Annotated in this window: 18 protein-coding genes; 9 read left to right on the top strand and 9 right to left on the bottom strand. The window is 69.5% G+C overall.

Features of this window, described 5'->3' with window-relative positions; translation table 11 throughout:
* Positions 1–229: 229 nt before the first annotated feature.
* The 5 genes from ACFYR0_RS10240 to dnaA form a co-directional block, all read right to left on the bottom strand.
* Positions 230–757 (bottom strand): DUF721 domain-containing protein, encoded by a 528-nt coding sequence (locus ACFYR0_RS10240; protein ID WP_389324264.1) that lies wholly within the window; start codon positions 755–757, stop codon positions 230–232.
* Positions 758–791: 34 nt separating this feature from the next.
* Positions 792–1,913 (bottom strand): DNA replication/repair protein RecF, encoded by a 1,122-nt coding sequence (gene recF / locus ACFYR0_RS10235; RefSeq protein WP_389324261.1) that lies wholly within the window; start codon positions 1,911–1,913, stop codon positions 792–794.
* A 68-nt stretch (positions 1,914–1,981) separates the two neighbouring features.
* Positions 1,982–2,857, bottom strand: coding sequence for a phosphogluconate dehydrogenase (NAD(+)-dependent, decarboxylating) (gene gnd / locus ACFYR0_RS10230; protein ID WP_389324258.1), 876 nt, complete (start codon positions 2,855–2,857; stop codon positions 1,982–1,984).
* A 197-nt stretch (positions 2,858–3,054) separates the two neighbouring features.
* A complete protein-coding gene (dnaN, locus tag ACFYR0_RS10225) occupies positions 3,055–4,185 on the bottom strand; it encodes a DNA polymerase III subunit beta (RefSeq protein WP_386377898.1) in 1,131 nt (376 codons plus the stop codon).
* Between the two features lie 1,242 nt (positions 4,186–5,427).
* Positions 5,428–7,407: a chromosomal replication initiator protein DnaA gene (gene dnaA, locus ACFYR0_RS10220; protein ID WP_389324254.1), complete on the bottom strand. Its 1,980-nt coding sequence runs from the start codon at positions 7,405–7,407 to the stop codon at positions 5,428–5,430.
* A gap of 394 nt (positions 7,408–7,801) precedes the next feature.
* Between dnaA and rpmH the strand changes: the two genes are divergently transcribed.
* The 9 genes from rpmH to ACFYR0_RS10175 all read left to right on the top strand — a co-directional run bounded on the left by rpmH (position 7,802) and on the right by ACFYR0_RS10175 (position 14,741).
* The gene (gene rpmH / locus ACFYR0_RS10215) at positions 7,802–7,939 is read left to right on the top strand and encodes a 50S ribosomal protein L34 (RefSeq protein WP_016644655.1); all 138 of its coding nucleotides are present in this window, start codon (positions 7,802–7,804) and stop codon (positions 7,937–7,939) included.
* A gap of 21 nt (positions 7,940–7,960) precedes the next feature.
* Positions 7,961–8,332 carry a ribonuclease P protein component gene (rnpA, locus tag ACFYR0_RS10210; RefSeq protein ID WP_389324250.1) on the top strand — a complete coding sequence of 124 codons (372 nt, stop codon included), beginning with the start codon at positions 7,961–7,963 and terminating at the stop codon, positions 8,330–8,332.
* Entirely contained in the window at positions 8,329–8,691 is a 363-nt protein-coding gene (gene yidD, locus ACFYR0_RS10205; RefSeq protein ID WP_386377895.1) for a membrane protein insertion efficiency factor YidD, read from the top strand. The genes rnpA and yidD overlap by 4 nt, the downstream gene beginning before the upstream one ends.
* A gap of 3 nt (positions 8,692–8,694) precedes the next feature.
* Positions 8,695–9,966 (top strand): membrane protein insertase YidC, encoded by a 1,272-nt coding sequence (gene yidC / locus ACFYR0_RS10200; RefSeq protein WP_389324247.1) that lies wholly within the window; start codon positions 8,695–8,697, stop codon positions 9,964–9,966.
* Between the two features lie 15 nt (positions 9,967–9,981).
* Positions 9,982–10,494, top strand: coding sequence for a protein jag (locus tag ACFYR0_RS10195; protein WP_389324244.1), 513 nt, complete (start codon positions 9,982–9,984; stop codon positions 10,492–10,494).
* 125 nt (positions 10,495–10,619) lie between these two features.
* The gene (gene rsmG / locus ACFYR0_RS10190) at positions 10,620–11,336 is read left to right on the top strand and encodes a 16S rRNA (guanine(527)-N(7))-methyltransferase RsmG (RefSeq protein WP_389324241.1); all 717 of its coding nucleotides are present in this window, start codon (positions 10,620–10,622) and stop codon (positions 11,334–11,336) included.
* Positions 11,337–11,642: 306 nt separating this feature from the next.
* Positions 11,643–12,716, top strand: coding sequence for an AAA family ATPase (locus tag ACFYR0_RS10185; RefSeq protein ID WP_389324238.1), 1,074 nt, complete (start codon positions 11,643–11,645; stop codon positions 12,714–12,716).
* The gene (locus ACFYR0_RS10180; protein ID WP_389324235.1) at positions 12,713–13,813 is read left to right on the top strand and encodes a ParB/RepB/Spo0J family partition protein; all 1,101 of its coding nucleotides are present in this window, start codon (positions 12,713–12,715) and stop codon (positions 13,811–13,813) included. Before ACFYR0_RS10185 ends, ACFYR0_RS10180 begins: the two co-directional genes overlap by 4 nt.
* Before the next feature lie 310 nt (positions 13,814–14,123).
* Positions 14,124–14,741, top strand: coding sequence for a GNAT family N-acetyltransferase (locus ACFYR0_RS10175; RefSeq protein WP_389324232.1), 618 nt, complete (start codon positions 14,124–14,126; stop codon positions 14,739–14,741).
* 90 nt (positions 14,742–14,831) lie between these two features.
* Here the strand turns inward: ACFYR0_RS10175 and trxA are convergent, their stop codons facing one another.
* The 4 genes from trxA to sigM all read right to left on the bottom strand — a co-directional run bounded on the left by trxA (position 14,832) and on the right by sigM (position 18,226).
* Positions 14,832–15,164 (bottom strand): thioredoxin, encoded by a 333-nt coding sequence (gene trxA / locus ACFYR0_RS10170; protein ID WP_356689252.1) that lies wholly within the window; start codon positions 15,162–15,164, stop codon positions 14,832–14,834.
* Between the two features lie 38 nt (positions 15,165–15,202).
* Positions 15,203–16,165 carry a thioredoxin-disulfide reductase gene (gene trxB / locus ACFYR0_RS10165; protein ID WP_389324229.1) on the bottom strand — a complete coding sequence of 321 codons (963 nt, stop codon included), beginning with the start codon at positions 16,163–16,165 and terminating at the stop codon, positions 15,203–15,205.
* Between the two features lie 262 nt (positions 16,166–16,427).
* The gene (locus ACFYR0_RS10160) at positions 16,428–17,501 is read right to left on the bottom strand and encodes a hypothetical protein (protein ID WP_389324226.1); all 1,074 of its coding nucleotides are present in this window, start codon (positions 17,499–17,501) and stop codon (positions 16,428–16,430) included.
* On the bottom strand, positions 17,498–18,226 hold the full coding sequence (gene sigM / locus ACFYR0_RS10155) for an RNA polymerase sigma factor SigM (RefSeq protein WP_389324223.1): 729 nt from the start codon (positions 18,224–18,226) through the stop codon (positions 17,498–17,500). Before sigM ends, ACFYR0_RS10160 begins: the two co-directional genes overlap by 4 nt.
* Positions 18,227–18,234: the final 8 nt, after the last annotated feature.

Raw genomic sequence — 18,234 nt, 5'->3', positions numbered from 1 at the left:
CTTCACAGGGGTGGGCAGGCACCCCGGAACGAGCCCGGGAAACAGCGCGAACAGCCACAACGCCACCACACCCCGCCCGACCACGGCCCTCGACAGGGGCGCGGGAACTACGCAGAACCCCCATACAACGCCGCAGACACCAGGAAGGGGCGCGCAGAACTGCGCGAACCACCACGACGCGGCCGCACCCGCCCGGCCACAGCGGCACGCGGACCCGCGCACCCGCGGCTCACCCGTACGTGTCGCCCGGCCCCGTGCTCCCCGGCGCCCGCAGCGGCCCGTACCGGCGGGGCCCGCCGCCGGGCCCCATGACCTTCAGGAGCCGCACCGCGCCATGCCCGAGATCCTGGTTCAGCCGGGCGACCAACGTCGGCGCCAGCAGCCGCAGATTCGTCGCCCAGGCCGTCGAGTCGCAGCGCACGACCAGAACCCGCTCGTCCTCGTCGTAACGCTCGGGGACACAGTGCTTGGCCACGTCCTCACCGACGATCTGCGGCCAGCGCCCCATGACACCGCCCACCGCCGCCGGCGTCTCCCAGCCCCGCTCGCTGATCAGCCGGTTGATCGCGGAGCCCAGCGCCATCGGGTCCCGGCCGTCGGCGCGGGCGCCGGACCGCAGCCCCCCGCGCCGCGCCTGCTTCTTCTGCTGCGCCGCGTCCCCACGCGCGCGTGCCGCCTCCTTCGCGGCGCGCAGCGCCACGCGCGCGAGGTCGACGCCGGAGGGCTCGGGCGTCTTGGGCCGGTCGGACCCGCTCATCCGCGCACCTCCCGCGGGGCGGGGGCCAGGACGCTCATACGCGCTCCACCGTCCCGGCCAACACCGTGTACCGCGCGCCGGTCAGCACATGCGGCACGTCGTCGTCCACGGCCGCCGTCACCAGCACCTGCTCGCCCGGCGCCACCAGTTCCGCCAGCCGCTCCCGCCGCCGGGTGTCGAGCTCGGCGAACACGTCGTCGAGGATCAGCACCGGCTCGTTGCCCTCGGCCCGCAACAGGTCGTAGGAGGCCAGCCGCAGCGCCAGCGCGTAGGACCAGGACTCGCCGTGCGAGGCGTACCCCTTGGCGGGCAGCTGGCCGAGCTTGAGCTGGAGATCGTCCCGGTGCGGCCCCACAAGGGTCACGCCCCGCTCGACCTCCTGCTTGCGCGCCTCCGCGAGCGCCGCCATCAGCTGGGCGTAGAGATCCTCGCGCGTGTGCGCCTCGCCGGGCGCCGACGGCTTGTACTCCAGCGCGAGCGGACCGCCTCCGGGCGCCAGCTGCTCGTACGCCTTGTCGGCCAGCGGCTGGATCGCCGCGATCAGGTCAAGGCGCTGCGCGAGCAACTCGGCGCCCACGCGCGCGAGATGCTGGTCCCACACGTCGAGTGTGGACAGGTCCATCGACCGTCCGCCGTGCCGGCGGGCCAGCGCGGTCGTCTTCAGCAGGGTGTTGCGCTGCTTGAGCACCCGCTCGTAGTCCGAGCGCACCCCGGCCATCCGCGGAGAGCGCGCGGTGATCAGCTCGTCCAGGAACCGCCGCCGCTCACCGGGGTCCCCCTTGACCAGCGCCAGGTCCTCCGGCGCGAACAGCACCGTCCGTACGATGCCCAGCACGTCACGCGGTCTGACCTGCGAGGACCGGTTGATGCGGGCGCGGTTGGCCTTGCCCGGGTTCAGCTCCAGCTCGACCAGTTGCTGCCGCTCGCCCTGCCGCACCTGTGCCCGGATCACCGCCCGGTCGGCGCCCATGCGCACCAGGGGCGTGTCGGAGGCCACACGGTGGCTGCCGAGGGTGGCGAGATAGCCCACGGCCTCGACGAGGTTCGTCTTCCCCTGGCCGTTCGGCCCGACGAAGGCGGTGACGCCCGGGTCGAGCGGAACCTCGACCCGGGCGTACGAGCGGAAGTCGGCCAGCGACAGATGCGTGACGTGCATGGTCGTTCGCCGACCTCCCTCAGCTTCCTGGTGCCTGTCCGCTCCCGAAGACGTGCTCCGGGAGGGTGTTACTTCTTCTCGACCGCGTGGCCGCCGAACTGGTTGCGCAGCGCCGCGATCATCTTCATCTGCGGGGAGTCGTCCTGGCGGGAGGCGAACCGCGCGAACAGCGAGGCCGTGATCGCGGGCAGCGGCACGGCGTTGTCGATCGCCGCCTCCACGGTCCAGCGGCCCTCGCCGGAGTCCTGCGCGTAGCCGCGCAGCCCGGCCAGGTGCTCGTCGTCGTCCAGGGCGTTGACGGCCAGGTCCAGCAGCCAGGAACGGATGACGGTGCCCTCCTGCCAGGAGCGGAAGACCTCGCGGACGTTCTCCACGGAGTCGACCTTCTCCAGCAGCTCCCAGCCCTCGGCGTAGGCCTGCATCATCGCGTACTCGATGCCGTTGTGGACCATCTTCGCGAAGTGGCCCGCGCCGACCTTGCCGGCGTGCACCGCGCCGAAGTCGCCCTCGGGCTTGAGGGCGTCGAACACCGGCTGCACCTTGGCGACGTTCTCCGCGTCGCCGCCGTACATCAGCGCGTAGCCGTTCTCCAGGCCCCAGACGCCGCCCGAGACACCGCAGTCGACGAAGCCGATGCCCTTGGCTGCCAGCTCCTCGGCGTGCCTCTCGTCGTCCGTCCAGCGGGAGTTGCCGCCGTCGACGACGACGTCCCCGGGCTCCAGCAGCTCGCCGAGCTCGTCGATGGTGGACTGCGTGGCCCCGCCGGCCGGGACCATCACCCAGACGACGCGCGGAGCGCTGAGCTTGCCCACAAGCTCTTCCAGGCTGTGGACATCCGCGAGGTCCGGGTTGCGGTCGTATCCGACGACGGTGTGGTCCGCGCGGCGGATCCGCTCGCGCATGTTGCCGCCCATCTTGCCGAGGCCGACGAGACCGAGCTCCATCAGTTGTTCCTTAGGTTGCTGTGGCGTGGCAGGCACCTTCGTACCTGTGTCCGAGCCTAAACCCGGACGGTCACGCACACCTGTGGGCATACCCGCTCATAAGAACACCCACAGGCTCCGCCTCACCTGCGAGTTCTCCCCACAGGCCGGGGACTTTTCCCACGGCCTGTGGACAACCCCTCGCGGGCGACTGAGGCTCAGCCGCTGAGGCGCACCGGCATGATCAGGTACTTGTACGCGTCGTCCGCCTCCGCGTCGAGCGCCGGCTTGCCGCTGAGCAGCGCGGGCTTCGTGGAGGTCGTGAAGGACAGCTGCGCCACCGGGGAGTCGATCGCGCTCAGGCCGTCCAGCAGGAAGGTCGGGTTGAAGGCGATCGAGATGTCGTCGCCGTCCAGCTGGGCGTCGACCCTTTCCACAGCCTGTGCGTCGTCACTGGAACCGGCCTCCAGGATCAGCACGCCCTGCTCGAAGCTGAGGCGCACCGGGGTGTTCCGCTCGGCGACCAGGGCCACACGCTTGACGGCCTCCACGAAGGGGGCGGTCTCGATCACCGCGACGGAGTTGAACTCCGTCGGGAACAGCGTGCGGTACTTCGGCAGATCGCCTTCCAGCAGGCGGGTCGTCGTACGACGGCCGGCGCCCTCGAAACCGATCAGGCCCTCGCCGGAGCCCGAGCCGGACAGCGCCAGGATCACGCTGTCGCCGCTGGTGAGCGCCTTGGCGGTGTCCAGGAGCGTCTTGGCGGGCACCAGGGCGACCGCGGAGGCGTCCGGGTTCTCCGGCTTCCACAGGAACTCGCGGACCGCGAAGCGGTAGCGGTCGGTGGAGGCCAGCGTCACGGTGTCGCCCTCGATCTCGATGCGCACACCGGTCAGGACGGGCAGCGTGTCGTCACGGCCGGCCGCGATGGCGACCTGGGAGACGGCGGAGGCGAAGACCTCGCCGGGGACCGTGCCGGTCGCGTTCGGCATCTGCGGCAGCGCCGGGTACTCCTCCACGGGCAGGGTGTGGAGCGTGAACCGCGAGGAGCCGCAGACCACGGTCGCCCGTACACCGTCTGTGGAAATCTCCACCGGCCGGTTGGGGAGGGCCCGGGAGATGTCCGCCAGCAGCCGGCCCGAGACGAGGACGGTGCCCTCCTCGTCGACCTCCGCCTCGACGCTGACCCGTGCCGAGACCTCGTAGTCGAAGCTCGACAGGCTCAGCTGGCCCTCCTCGGCCTTCAGCAGGAGGCCGGCGAGTACAGGCGCCGGTGGACGGGCCGGGAGGCTGCGCGCCGCCCAGGCCACTGCCTCCGCGAGTACGTCGCGTTCCACCCGGATCTTCACCGTAAGCCGCCTCCTGCTGTTGCCGGCGCTTCCCGCCCTGCTTCGTCGCTGTCCCGGTGTCGCCGGCCACTGGGACGGGCAGGACACCGGGGACCAGTCTGACGTACGCCACTGACAGTCGGCGCCCCTCGGGGTCAAGTCGTGACGAGGGACGGTCGGACGCCGGAGAGCGAGTTGTGCACAGGCCCCGCTTCAAAGCGATTCCCGGACTCTCTCTAGTCGGGAGTAGTAGTAGGGCCTGTGGATACCGTGGATAACCCCGTTTTCACAGGTCAGAGCCCAAATTTTGTCCCCAGGCCCTGTGGGCGGAGGCGGTGGACAACTGGGGTCATCTGTGGAGAACGGAAAGTTCTGCACACCCCATGCACAGGATGAGGCGAGTTCTCCCCAACCTCGTCCCCAGCTTTACCCGTCTTTCCCACAGGCCAACCTGGCAACTTCGTGTGACGGCTTTCACTCGACCCGGTGTACCGGGCCTCCGGGTTGCCGAACAGTGGACAGACATGTGGAGAAGCCGGGAATCATTGGGGACAACCGGCCTCAGCCTGTGGGTTGCCGGTGGAAAACCTTGTGCGCAGGCTGTGGACGGAGAAGTTCTCCACAGTCTGTGGAGAACTTTCATCCACCAATCCACAGGCAGGTGACCTGGTCTGATGTTCCTTCACCAGGGTCCGCTGTGGATGCCGCTCGGGACAACTCCACAGTCCCCAGCGTGTGGACGGAAGAAAGTCGCCGAATCTGTGGAGGGTGGCCGTAACCCGGCTCGAATTCGAACAGCGGATGACTCGGCGGAAACACGAAGGGCGCCCGGGAATCGCTCCCGAGGCGCCCTTGGAGCGCTTCTGGTGGGTGGTGAGGACCGTTTCCGAGGCATCGTCGAGCGTCCCGACGGCTCTGCGTGTGGCGGTCCTGGAGCGGGGTGCGAGGGTCCGGATGCGCGGCTGAGCGCCCGGCCCCGGGAGGTGGTGCCGGTGCCGGGCGCTGGAGGCGGGTGTGGGCCGGAGCGCCCGGTGCGGGGCTGTGCGGACCTGCAGGCGTGTCTGGGTCGTCCCGCCCGCGGCGCCGGAGCTCCGCGGGCGGGGAGGGCCGTGTCTGGGCCGGAGCTCCGGGTGCGGCCCAGCGGACCTGGAAGCGTGTCTGGGCCGGGGCGCCCAGGGCCGGGGCGCCCCGGACGGGGAAAGGCGTGTCTGGGCCGGAGCTCCCGGGTGCGGCCCTGCGGACCGGGAGACGGTCCGCGCCGGCTCAGCCGGCCTTGATGCGGTTGGTGAGCTCGGTGACCTGGTTGTAGATCGAGCGCCGCTCGGCCATCAGGTTCCGGATCTTCCGGTCCGCGTGCATGACCGTGGTGTGGTCCCGGCCGCCGAACAGCGCGCCGATCTTCGGCAGGGACAGGTCCGTCAGCTCCCGGCACAGATACATGGCGATCTGCCGGGCGGTGACCAGCGCGCGGCCGCGCGAGGTGCCGCACAGGTCCTCGACGGTCAGCCCGAAGTAGTCCGCCGTGGCGCTCATGATGGCCGTGGAGGTGATCTCCGGGGCCGAGTCCTCGCCGCCAGGGATCAGGTCCTTCAGGACGATCTCCGTCAGGCCCAGGTCGACCGGCTGCCGGTTCAGCGACGCGAACGCCGTCACCCGGATCAGCGCGCCCTCCAGCTCACGGATGTTCCGCGAGATCCGGGAGGCGATGAACTCCAGTACCTCCGGCGGGGCGTTGAGCTGCTCCTGGACGGCCTTCTTGCGCAGGATCGCGATACGCGTCTCCAGCTCCGGCGGCTGGACGTCGGTGGTCAGACCCCACTCGAAACGGTTCCGCAGCCGGTCCTCGAGCGTCACCAGCTGCCGGGGCGGCCGGTCGCTGGAGAGCACGATCTGCTTGTTGGCGTTGTGGAGGGTGTTGAAGGTGTGGAAGAACTCCTCCTGCGTCGACTCCTTGTCCGCGAGGAACTGGATGTCGTCGACGAGCAGGATGTCCATCTCGCGGTAGCGCTTGCGGAAACTGTCGCCCTTGCCGTCGCGGATGGAGTTGATGAACTCGTTGGTGAACTCCTCCGAGCTCACGTACCGCACGCGGGTGCCCGGGTAGAGGCTGCGCGCGTAGTGCCCGATCGCGTGCAGCAGGTGCGTCTTGCCGAGCCCCGACTCCCCATAGATGAAGAGGGGGTTGTACGCCTTGGCGGGCGCCTCGGCGACGGCCACCGCGGCCGCGTGCGCGAAGCGGTTGGACGCGCCGATGACGAAGGTGTCGAAGAGGTACTTGGGGTTCAGCCGCGCGGTCGGCTCGCCCGGACCGCCGACCGGCTTGGGCGAGGAGCCCAGCGGTCCGCCCCCGGACGGGCCGACGGATCCCGGGGCTCCGGAACCGCCGCGGTGGGCGGGTCCGTGGCCGGACTGCGGCTCGGGCAGCTCGCGGCGGCCGTCGCGCTGGTCGTACTCCCCGCGCCCCTTGTCGTACTCGGCGCGCGTCTGGTCGTAGGACGGCCGCTCCGGCGCCTGCCCGCGGTAGTCCTGGGCGGAGGAGCCGTAGCTGTCACGGGCCTGCGAGCCGTAGCCGCCCTGGGGGGAGGGCGAGGCGTACGGATCGCGGTCGCGGTCCCGGTCCGCGTAGGCGTCGCGTTCGCGGTCGGCGTAAGGGTCCCGGTCCCGGTCCGCGTACGGGTCCGTGTAGCCGTCGCGGTCGCGGTCGGCGTACGGGTCGCGCTCCGGGAAGCCCAGGCGCGGCTGCTGCCAGCTGTACTCGTCCTGCGCGGGGCGCGGCCAGGCGCCCGGCTCGGGGCGCTGGTACTCCGCCGGGTAGGCGGGGCGGGCGGTCGGGTGCTGCTCGCCGGTGCCGGGCAGCGGCTCGGCGCGGTGGCGGCCGTAGCCCTCGTACGGCGCGGAGTCGGGCTCGTCGTACCGCGCGGGCGACTGCGGCTGGGCGGCGGGCGGTGGGGGCGCCGGGGCCTCGCCCATGGAGTCGTCCACGGTGATCGCGATGCGGATGGGGCGGCCGCACTCACGGCTCAGCTTCTCGCTCACGATCGGCGCGAGGCGGCCCTCGAGCACGTTCTTCGCAAACTCGTTCGGTACGGCCAGCAGCGCGGTGTCGGCGACCAGCGCGAGCGGTTGGCAGCGCCGGATCCAGTGCTCGTCCTTGGCCTCGACACCCTGCCCGCGGCCCTCACCGAGAAGTTGCTCGAGTACTCGTGGCCACACTGCGGCAAGATCGGCAGGTACGTCAGCCACAGGGCACGCTTTCTCACAGGTCCCACGAATGTGTGGTTCACGGGACGGATCGGGATGTAGATCGGGGCGGGAGGTACAAACCCGCTGGGCGGGTGACAAGGGAACGAATCGGAGTCCAGCCACGGTAGTCAGCGCGACGGGTAGGGTTCAAGTTGTTGTCCCCAGCCTGTGGACAGTGTCTCCCGCAGGCTCCTGGTTTGACCGGATGGCGTAGCCGCGCGTACCGTAACCAGGTCGAGTTGTCGATGGCTGCTGCCGCCTGCCTCCGATGGGCACAGATCGCGTCTAGGTGATCGGAAAGCGGTGCACTCGGGCGTAACGCGAGCTACTCGTGGGCGCACGGTGACAGCCAGGACGGCACCCCGCCACTACTGATTCTTTCTGGAGCCCCCGAGTGAGCAAGCGCACCTTCCAGCCGAACAACCGTCGTCGCGCGAAGACCCACGGCTTCCGGCTGCGTATGCGTACCCGTGCCGGCCGCGCCGTCCTGGCGTCCCGCCGTAGCAAGGGTCGCGCCCGTCTGTCCGCCTGATTCCGGTCAGGTCATGCCGTCGTGCTGCCCACCGAGAACCGGCTGAGGCGGCGCGAGGACTTCGCGACCGCGGTACGACGAGGACGCAGGGCTGGTCGCCCTCTTCTCGTCGTCCATCTTCGAAGCGGTGCCACGGACCCGCACGCGCCTGGGGAGAGCGCTCCTCCGCCGCGTGCGGGTTTCGTCGTGAGCAAGGCCGTGGGTGGCGCGGTTGTGCGCAACAAGGTCAAGCGCAGACTTCGTCACCTCATGCGTGACCGGGTGGCACTCCTGCCCCCCGGTAGCCTGGTAGTGGTACGAGCGCTGCCCGATGCGGGTGGCGCGGACCACGAACACCTGGCCCGAGACCTGGACGCCGCCCTGGAGCGGGTCCTGGGAGGGGGCGCGCGATGAAGTACCCGCTGCTGGCACTGATCAAGCTGTACCAGTGGACGATCAGTCCACTGCTCGGGCCGGTGTGCAAGTACTACCCGTCGTGCTCCCACTACGGGTTCACGGCCATCGACCGGCACGGTGCGATCAAGGGCACTGCCCTGACCGCCTGGCGCATCCTTCGTTGCAACCCGTGGTCGCTGGGCGGCGTGGACCATGTCCCGCCGCGCAAGCGCCCGCGGTGGCACGAAATGCTGCGCAACGCCTGGCGCGCACGCAAGGGCGGGCCCTCCGCCGCCGAACCGGCCATCGACGGACCTGATTCCTCCGGCCCGCCGAGCCCGGCCGCAGAGACCTCGTCCCATGCCCAAGGAGCATGATTAGTGGACACGATTGCCAGCCTCTTCAGCTTTATCACCACACCCGTCTCCTGGGTCATCGTGCAGTTCCACAGCCTGTACGGTGCGATCTTCGGACCTGATACGGGCTGGGCCTGGGGCCTGTCCATCGTGTCCCTGGTGATCGTCATCCGGATCTGCCTGATCCCGCTCTTCGTGAAGCAGATCAAGGCGACCCGGGCGATGCAGACGCTCCAGCCGGAGATGAAGAAGATCCAGGAGCGCTACAAGAACGACCGGCAGCGCCAGTCCGAAGAGATGATGAAGCTGTACAAGGAGACGGGTACCAACCCGCTCTCCTCGTGCCTTCCCATCCTGGCCCAGTCGCCGTTCTTCTTCGCCCTGTACCACGTGCTCAACAGCATCGCGAACGGCGACACCGTCGGTGTCATCAACCAGAGCCTGCTGGAGAGCGCGCAGAAGGCGCACATCTTCGGGGCCCCGCTGGCCGCGAAGTTCACCGACAGCGCCTCCGACGTCGCCGCGCTGGACGCCTCGCTGACCAGCGTCCGCATCGTGACGGCGGTCATGATCGTCCTGATGTCGCTGTCGCAGTTCTACACGCAGCGCCAGCTGATGACGAAGAACGTCGACACCAGCGTGAAGACGCCGTTCATGCAGCAGCAGAAGATGCTGATGTACGTCTTCCCGGTCATCTTCGCCGTCTTCGGTATCAACTTCCCGGTCGGTGTCCTCGTCTACTGGCTGACCACCAACGTGTGGACCATGGGCCAGCAGATGTACGTGATCCACAACAACCCGACCCCGGGTTCCAAGGCCCAGGCCGCCTACCTGGAGCGCCTCTACAAGCACATCTCGCACCACGGCAAGACGCGCAACCGTCGTGAGAAGGCCATCGTCAAGGCGATCGTCACCAAGGGCCGGGACCGCAACGACCACGAGCGCAAGTTCATCAACGGCCTCGGCAAGGCGGGCCTGGCGGCCCAGGCCGACGGCTCCGTGATCAAGAGCGAGGGCGCCGTCGCCACCCTGACCGAGGACGGCACGCCCACGACCACGTCCACCGCTCCGGCCAAGCGCCAGCAGCCCAAGCGGCAGACCAAGTCGCAGCGTCAGTCGGGTGCAGCCAAGGCGGCCGGCGAGGACAGCTCGCCCGAGACGTCCGACACACCCGAGGACTCCGCCCCGGCCGCGCAGAAGAAGGCCGAGCCGAAGCCCGCCTCCGGTACCCGCAGCAAGGCTCAGTCCGGGCAGCGCAAGGGTCCGCAGCGTCCCAAGTCCCCGTCCAAGAAGTAAGAAGGAGTCCATCCCGTGACGGAAGGCACCACCTCCGCCGCTGCCGAGGGTGCAGACACCCTGACCCGCCTGGAGCAGGAGGGCGAGATCGCGGCGGACTACCTCGAGGGTCTGCTGGACATCGCCGATCTCGACGGCGACATCGACATGGACGTCGAGGGCGACCGCGCCTCTGTCTCGATCGTCAGTGACGCGGGCGGCCGCGATCTGCAGAAGCTGGTCGGCCGGGACGGCGAGGTGCTGGAGGCGCTTCAGGAGCTCACGCGCCTGGCCGTGCACCGGGAGACCGGGGACCGCAGCCGTCTGATGCTGGACGTCGCGGGCTACCGGGCCAAGAAGCGCACCGAGCTCGCCGAGCTGGGTGCCAAGGCCGCTGCCGAGGCCAAGAGCAGTGGCTCCCCGGTGAAGCTGAACCCGATGACCCCGTTCGAGCGCAAGGTCGTGCACGACGCGGTCAAGGCCGCGGGGCTGCGCAGCGAGTCCGAGGGCGAGGAGCCCCAGCGTTTCGTCGTCGTGTTGCCCGTCTGATCGGCCCGCACGATCCACCGGCCCCGTCTGTAGCGCAGACGGGGCCGAATTTTGTCAGCCTGATAGTTCTGGTGGTTCTGGTGTCGGCGCCTGCCGCGCCGATGCGGTACGGAAGGACGGTCCCCGTGACGGAGGCAGTGGAGCTTCCCCCTGCGCCCGAACAGGCACGTGAGGTGTTCGGCGCCCGCTTCCCGGACGCGGTCCGGTACGCGGAGCTGCTCGCCGAGGCGGGCGTGCAGCGTGGTCTGATCGGCCCACGCGAAGTGCCCCGTCTGTGGGAACGGCATCTGCTGAACTGCGCGGTGCTCTCCGAGGTCGTTCCCGAGGGGGTTACGGTCTGCGACGTCGGCTCGGGCGCCGGCCTGCCCGGCATCCCGCTCGCCCTCGTCCGCGAGGACCTGAAGATCACCCTGCTGGAGCCCCTCCTGCGGCGTACGACCTTCCTGACCGAGGTCGTGGAGCTGCTGGGCCTGGACCATGTCACCGTTGTCCGCGGCCGTGCCGAGGAGGTCATGGGCAAGATGCCGCAGGTCCATGTCGTCACCGCCCGTGCGGTTGCGCCGCTGGACCGTCTCGCCACGTGGGGTATCCCGCTGCTGCGGCCCTACGGCGAGATGCTGGCGCTCAAGGGAGACACCGCGGAGGAGGAACTCAAGAGCTCGGCCACTGCCCTGAGCAAGCTCGGTGCCGTGGGGACGTCCGTCCTTCACGTCGGCGAGGGCGTTGTGGACCCACTGTCCACGGTCGTGCGTGTGGAGGTCGGAGAGAGTCCGGGCGGTGTGCGCTTCGCCGCCAAGCGGGCAAAGGCGGCCCGCACGGGGCGGACGCGTCGACGCCGCTGAGTTCTCGGAGAGCAGTCGCCCCCTGAGGGATACGGCTGCGTACTCCACACAAGCTGCCAAACCTGTACATGACGGAGTGTCGCGACAGTTCGGCCTCGGGTGCTGTGCATCGTGTTTCACGTGAAACGTCGCTCACTGCTGCACGGCATCATCAGTCGAGGCCGCGCCGCGGCCAAACCTCGCGAACGAAAGCCTCTCGGTTCGCTCGACGGGCCTGTCGGGTCACTCAAAGCGGGATCGGAGTTGTCCACAGAGGTGGATTTCTCCACACAAGCCCCGGCCTCACTGGTTCACGACCCCGAAGGCATGGGAGGCTCTGTTCATTGCGAGCCTGAAGTCGAGGAGAGTGAATCCTTGCGGTCCGACGCCAACATCGCGGGACCGATGACCGATCCGGTCCCTGGTCCCCGTACCGAGTCGCTGGGGGACGATGTTTCACGTGAAACACCGCCCCCGATGGACGACACCCCCATCGGTCGTGCTGCCCAACTGGCGGTCGAGGCTCTGGGACGCGCCGGGGAGGGTCTTCCACGGCCCGAGCAGACCCGGAACATCGTCGTCGCCAACCAGAAGGGCGGGGTCGGCAAGACGACGACGACCGTCAATCTTGCCGCGTCCCTGGCACTGCACGGCGCCCGGGTGCTGGTGATCGACCTCGACCCTCAGGGCAACGCCTCCACGGCCCTCGGTATCGACCACCACGCCGACGTCCCGTCGATCTATGACGTTCTGGTCGACAGCAGACCGCTCGCCGAGGTCGTCCAGCCTGTTCCCGACGTCGAGGGCCTCTTCTGTGCCCCCGCGACGATCGACCTGGCCGGCGCGGAGATCGAGCTGGTGTCCCTGGTCGCACGGGAGAGCCGACTCGAGCGCGCCGTTCAGGCCTACGAGCAGCCGCTGGACTACGTCCTCATCGACTGCCCGCCCTCTCTCGGGCTGCTGACGGTCAACGCGCTCGTCGCGGGCCAGGAGGTCCTCATCCCGATCCAGTGCGAGTACTACGCGCTGGAGGGCCTGGGACAGCTGCTGCGCAACGTCGATCTGGTTCGGGGGCATCTCAACCCCGCCCTGCATGTGTCGACGATCCTGCTCACCATGTACGACGGCCGGACGCGTCTGGCGTCACAGGTCGCGGACGAGGTGCGCACTCACTTCGGCGACGAGGTGCTGCGGACGAGCATTCCTCGCTCGGTCCGCATCTCCGAGGCGCCGAGCTACGGACAGACGGTGCTGACCTACGATCCTGGATCGAGCGGTGCGCTGTCCTACCTTGAGGCCGCACGAGAGATCGCGCTGAAGGGCGTCGGCGTCAGCTATGACCCGACCCGCGCCCACATCGGCGCCCAGAACAACCCGAGCATGGTGGAGGGGATCCAGTGAGTGAGCGACGGAGGGGACTGGGCCGAGGGCTCGCCGCACTCATCCCCGCGGCCTCCACGGAGAAGACGCCGGCCGTCGACGAGGTGGGGAGCGTCGGCTCCACTGCTTCTGCGGCAATGCCGGTACTGACGGCCGAGCGTGGAGTGGCCGCGGCGAAGGTGGCCACGCTGCCGCCTGTTTCACGTGAAACAGAGGACTTCCCGGCCCCCGTCCCGGTGGAAGCACCCGCGGCACCCATCGGAGCCCACTTCGCCGAGATCCCGCTGGAAGCCATCACGCCGAACCCGCGCCAGCCGCGTGAGGTCTTCGACGAGGACGCCCTGCACGAACTGATCACCTCCATCCAGGAGGTCGGTCTGCTCCAGCCCGTCGTCGTCCGTCAGGTCGGCGCCGGCCGCTACGAGCTCATCATGGGCGAGCGGCGCTGGAGGGCCTGCCGTGAGGCCGGCCTCGAGGCCATCCCGGCGATCGTGCGGCACACGGACGACGAGAAGCTGCTCTTGGACGCCCTCCTGGAGAACCTCCACCGCGCTCAGCTGAACCCGCTGGAAGAGGCGGCCGCCTACGACCAGCTCCTGAAGGACTTCAACTGCACGCACGACCAGCTGGCGGACCGCATCGGCCGCTCCCGTCCGCAGGTCTCCAACACCCTGCGGCTGCTGAAGCTCTCGCCCACGGTTCAGCGGCGGGTCGCGGCCGGGGTGCTGTCCGCCGGTCACGCCCGGGCGCTGCTGTCCGTGGAGGACGCGGAGGAGCAGGACCGGCTGGCCCACCGGATCGTCGCCGAGGGACTCTCGGTGCGTGCGGTCGAGGAGATCGTGACCCTGATGGGATCGCGGCCCCAGAAGGCTCCGCGTGCCAAGGGCCCTCGTGCCGGCGCGAGGCTCTCCCCGGCCCTGACCGATCTCGCAGGTCGTCTGTCGGATCGCTTCGAGACCCGGGTGAAGGTCGACCTGGGCCAGAAGAAGGGCAAGATCACGGTCGAGTTCGCTTCGGTGGAGGACCTTGAGCGCATCCTCGGCACACTGGCTCCCGGTGAGGGGCCGGTTCTGCAGAAGAGCCTGCTGGACGGCGACTCCGACGACGCGGAGGACTGAGCCGCCCCAGTGCGGGGCACGTCAGGTGAGCGAGCCGTGTCCGGTGTGTACCGGAACACGGCTCGCTCTTTGCTTTCTGTCGGTATCGAGTGAATCTCGTGGTCGATACGATGCGATCGGAAAGGCGCATCCACCTGGCGATACCTCATGGGGAGGCGGAGGCCGTGCGAACGATGAGCCGGACCGGACTGGTGAGCGCGGGACTGGGTCTGGGCGCCGTTGGAGGATTCGTCGTCGAACTGTTCAGAGAACACAGTGCTCTGACTGCCGCCCGCGATGCCGCGGGCGAAGGAAGCGAGGAACAGCCTTCATGGGACGTCGGCTCGTACCGCTCACGCTGGACAACCTTCAAGACCTTCCCCAGCGCTGCCGCTCGTGTGTCTTCTGGGAGCTCGACCCGGTCAGCGGAGAAGCCGCGGTAAGTGCCGGCACGTCGGCCATGGAGAAGGAGTCGTGGATCTCCGCCGTCCTGCTGGACTGGGGATCGTGCGGCAGGGTCGTCTATGTCGACGACGTCCCCGTGGGCTTCGTCCTCTACGCTCCACCGGCCTATGTGCCCCGCTCCACGGCGTTCCCGACGAGTCCCGTCTCCCCCGATGCCGTTCAGCTGATGACGAGCTTCATCCTTCCCGGCTACCAGGGACAGGGGCTGGGCCGGGTGATGGTGCAGACCGTCGCCAAAGACCTGTTGCGCCGGGGCTTCAAGGCGATCGAGGCGTTCGGGGATGCCCGGTGGAAGGAACCCGCCTGTCTGCTGCCTGCCGACCATCTCCTCGCTGTCGGCTTCAAGACGGTCCGGCAGCATTCCACCCACCCCCGGCTGCGGCTGGAGCTGCGCACCACGCTCTCCTGGAAGGAAGACGTGGAGATGGCGTTGGACCGGCTGCTGGGAGCCGTGCAGAAAGAGCCGGCGCTGCGTCCCCTCTGACACCCGGCGCAGCATGAAGGGGGCCGACCCTCTTGGGCCGGCCCCCTTCATGTTTCACGTGAAACGGCGGAGCGCCTCACATCCGAGAGATCACTCGGCGATGAAGTCCTCGAGGTCGCGCAGGATCGCGGCCTTCGGCTTGGCACCGACGATGGTCTTGGCGACCTCACCGGACTGGTAGACGTTCAGCGTCGGGATGGACATGACGCCGTACTTGGCGGCCGTGGCCGGGTTCTCGTCGATGTTGAGCTTGACGATCTCGATCTTGTCGCCATGCTCGGCCGCGATGGCCTCGAGAGACGGAGCGATCTGGCGGCACGGACCGCACCAGGCCGCCCAGAAGTCCACCAGGACGGGCTTGTCGCTCTTGAGGACGTCCTGCTCGAAGGAATCGTCGGTCACGTTCTTCAGGGTGCCGGCCACAGGGGGCTCCTTTGTGGTGTGCGTGGGGTGGGTGGAGGTCAGACGGTCGCGGGCTCGGCCTTGTCCTCGTCCGCGAGGGCGGCGAGGAAGCGCTCGGCGTCGAGGGCGGCGGAGCAGCCGGTGCCGGCCGCGGTGATCGCCTGGCGGTAGGTGTGGTCGACGACATCACCGGCGGCGAAGACACCGGTCAGGCTCGTCCGGGTGGAGGGGGCGGCCACCTTGAGGTAGCCCTCCTCGTCCAGGTCCAGCTGGCCCTTGAAGAGCTCGGTGCGCGGGTCGTGGCCGATCGCGATGAACAGGCCGGTCACCGGAAGGTCGGAGAGCTCACCGGTCTTGACGTTGCGCAGCTTCAGGCCCGCGAGCTTCTGGTCGCCCTGGACCTCGGCGACCTCGCTGTCCCAGACGAACTTGATCTTCGGGTCGGCGAACGCGCGGTCCTGCATGGCCTTGGAGGCACGCAGGCTGTCACGGCGGTGGACGATCGTCACGGACTTGGCGAAGCGCGAGAGGAAGGTGGCCTCCTCCATCGCGGTGTCACCGCCGCCGATCACGGCGATGTCCTGGTCCTTGAAGAAGAAGCCGTCACAGGTGGCGCACCAGGAGACGCCGCGGCCGGAGAGGGCGTCCTCGTTGGGCAGACCGAGCTTGCGGTGCTGGGAACCGGTGGCGACGATGACGGCCTTGGCCCGGTGGACGGCGCCAGCGGTGTCGGTGACGGTCTTGATCTCACCGCTGAGGTCGACGGAGACGATGTCGTCGGGGATGAGCTCGGCGCCGAAACGCTCGGCCTGGCCGCGCATGTTGTCCATGAGCTCGGGGCCCATGATGCCGTCCTGGAAGCCCGGGAAGTTCTCCACCTCGGTGGTGTTCATCAGCGCACCGCCCGCGGTGACGGCACCCTCGAACACCAGGGGCTTCAGCGACGCGCGCGCGGTGTAGAGCGCCGCCGTGTAGCCGGCGGGCCCGGAGCCGATGATGATCACGTTACGGACGTCGCTCACGGCTTGATTCCTCGTCTCTGGACTGCGTCGTACGACCGGTGGGAGCCCTCTCGGACTCTCACCCCACCCAACGGATCCTAAGGGGCGCGCATTCCCACTGTGTCCGGGCACACCAAGGGGCGAGACAGCCGTGACAGAAGAGGCGAGGTAAGGCTCAGGGGCGCGTGCGACACCCTGAGTGGAGGGGTGGCTCGGCTCACGCCGCTGATGTGCGGCACACGCCCTCTCCTGAGGCCACAGTCCCTTGTGGTGCGGGTCCGCCTCAGGGACGAGCGTAGGTGTCCTTGAAGAGCACCTCGGCCTTGGCAGCGGAGTCCTCGGCCACACAGCCAGAGTCGACGACATAGACGCTGACCCGGCTGGCGTCGGTGGCGTCCGGGAGCACGACGAGCAGCGCGTCGCGTCCCTTGTACACGCCCTGCTCGGTGGCGAGTGCCGGGTCGGTGCGGCCGATGCCCTGACGGACGCAGTCGGGCACCGCGGGCTGCTGGAGGACACGCGGTCCCCCGCTGGAGGGGCCGCCCTCCACACCGAGGCTCTGCGGGGTGCGCTTGTCACCGCTGCTCTCGCTCGCGTGCGCGGCGAGGAGATCGTCGACCTTTCCCTCCAGCGTTCCCGCGGCGAAGGTGTCGGCGATGGAGGCCTTCTCCTCCTGGCCGGGCGAGCTCGTGGGAGTGCCGCCGCCCCACGAGGACAGCAGGACGGAGCCGAGCCCCAGAGCGGCCACCGTGAAGGCGGCCCCGAGAGCGGCGATCCTGCGCTTGCCGGTGCGGCGGTCCTTGCGACCGGGACCGGTGGCGGCGCGGGGCCTGCCTGCGGGTCGGCCCACCGGGGCCGCTGTTTCACGTGAAACATGACCGCTGTCGCGCGCGGAGGGGGGAGTCGAGGGAGATGCGGCGCCTGCGAGGGGGGAGGGCTGGCTGACGGAGGCGCCCTCTTCGGTGGCTGCGGGTCGCTCGGCTGTCGGCGGCTCGCTGTCTGCGTCAGCGAGGCCGGCAGTGTCCGCGGCGATGGGCTCGGCCGCCCCAGAGGGCTCGTCGGCGTCGGCTGCTTCGCCGGGGGAGCCGACCGTCGTGGCGGTGGAGGCCAGGAGGGCCTCTGCCGCGAGTGCCGCGTCGATACGGCCCGCCACGTCGTCGGGCATCCGCGCCGGGCCCGGCAGGGTGCCGAGCAGGCCCCTGATCTCCTCCAGCGAGGCGCGGACGTCCGCACACAGCTCACAGCCGTCCAGGTGCCGCCGCAGCTCCGTGCTCCGGGACGGGGACAGCAGGCCCTCGGTGAGGTCGGAGATCTCGGCGACGTCCGGGTGCCCGGCCGTGTCCGTCGTGGCAGTCACGCTCGCCCACCTCCGCCCTTCACTGTGGCTGAGTCACTCGACCCGGGACGGCGCGGACCGGCGGATCGCGGTCCCGCTGCGGGTGGGACGGATGTCCCCTGCGTCCGGTTCCGCCCCTCCTCCGAGTTTCCGCCGGCGGTGTTGCTTTCCGGCTTCAGATGGGTGAGCAGCGGCAGGAGTCTCGCTCTGCCGCGGGCGCAGCGGCTCTTGATCGTCCCGGTCGGCACGTCGAGGATGCGGGCGGCCTCGGCGACGGGGTAGCCCTGCATGTCCACCAGAACGAGGGCGGCGCGCTGATCGGGCGGGAGAGTGCCGAGCGCCTCGATGAGCTGCCGGTGCAGGTCGTTGCGCTCGGCGGGCGCCGAGGCGGACTCGTGCGGCTCCAGCAGCCGCTCCAGGCGCTCGGTGTCGTCGACCGGCGAGGTCTTGCGCGAGGCGGCCTTGCGGGCCCGGTCCAGGCAGGCGTTCACCGTGATCCGGTGCAGCCAGGTCGTGACGGCGGACTTCCCCTGGAAGGTGTGAGCGGCCCGGTACGCCGACACCAGGGCGTCCTGCACGGCGTCGGCGGCTTCCTCACGGTCCCCCAGCGTGCGCAGGGCCACGGCCCACAGCCGGTCCCGGTGCCGCCGTACGAGCTCGCCGAAGGCGTCCGGGTCCCCGGCGACATGCCGCGCCAGAAGGGCCTCGTCGGTCTCATCCGGCGGTTCCTGCCGGTCGCTGTGCACGCCCCCTC

The organism is Streptomyces sp. NPDC005017 (assembly GCF_042873115.1).
In the GTDB taxonomy this organism is placed as follows: Bacteria; Actinomycetota; Actinomycetes; order Streptomycetales; family Streptomycetaceae; genus Streptomyces.
This window is presented reverse-complemented; position numbering and strand designations above follow the sequence as displayed.

Excerpts from the sequence above, each read along its gene's own strand:
- ACFYR0_RS10240 (WP_389324264.1), bottom strand. The coding sequence starts at position 757 with ATGAGCGGGTCCGACCGGCCCAAGACGCCCGAGCCCTCCGGCGTCGAC.
- recF (WP_389324261.1), bottom strand. The coding sequence starts at position 1,913 with ATGCACGTCACGCATCTGTCGCTGGCCGACTTCCGCTCGTACGCCCGG.
- gnd (WP_389324258.1), bottom strand. The coding sequence starts at position 2,857 with ATGGAGCTCGGTCTCGTCGGCCTCGGCAAGATGGGCGGCAACATGCGC.
- yidD (WP_386377895.1), top strand. The coding sequence starts at position 8,329 with ATGAAGTACCCGCTGCTGGCACTGATCAAGCTGTACCAGTGGACGATC.
- ACFYR0_RS10185 (WP_389324238.1), top strand. The coding sequence starts at position 11,643 with ATGGGAGGCTCTGTTCATTGCGAGCCTGAAGTCGAGGAGAGTGAATCC.
- ACFYR0_RS10175 (WP_389324232.1), top strand. The coding sequence starts at position 14,124 with ATGGGACGTCGGCTCGTACCGCTCACGCTGGACAACCTTCAAGACCTT.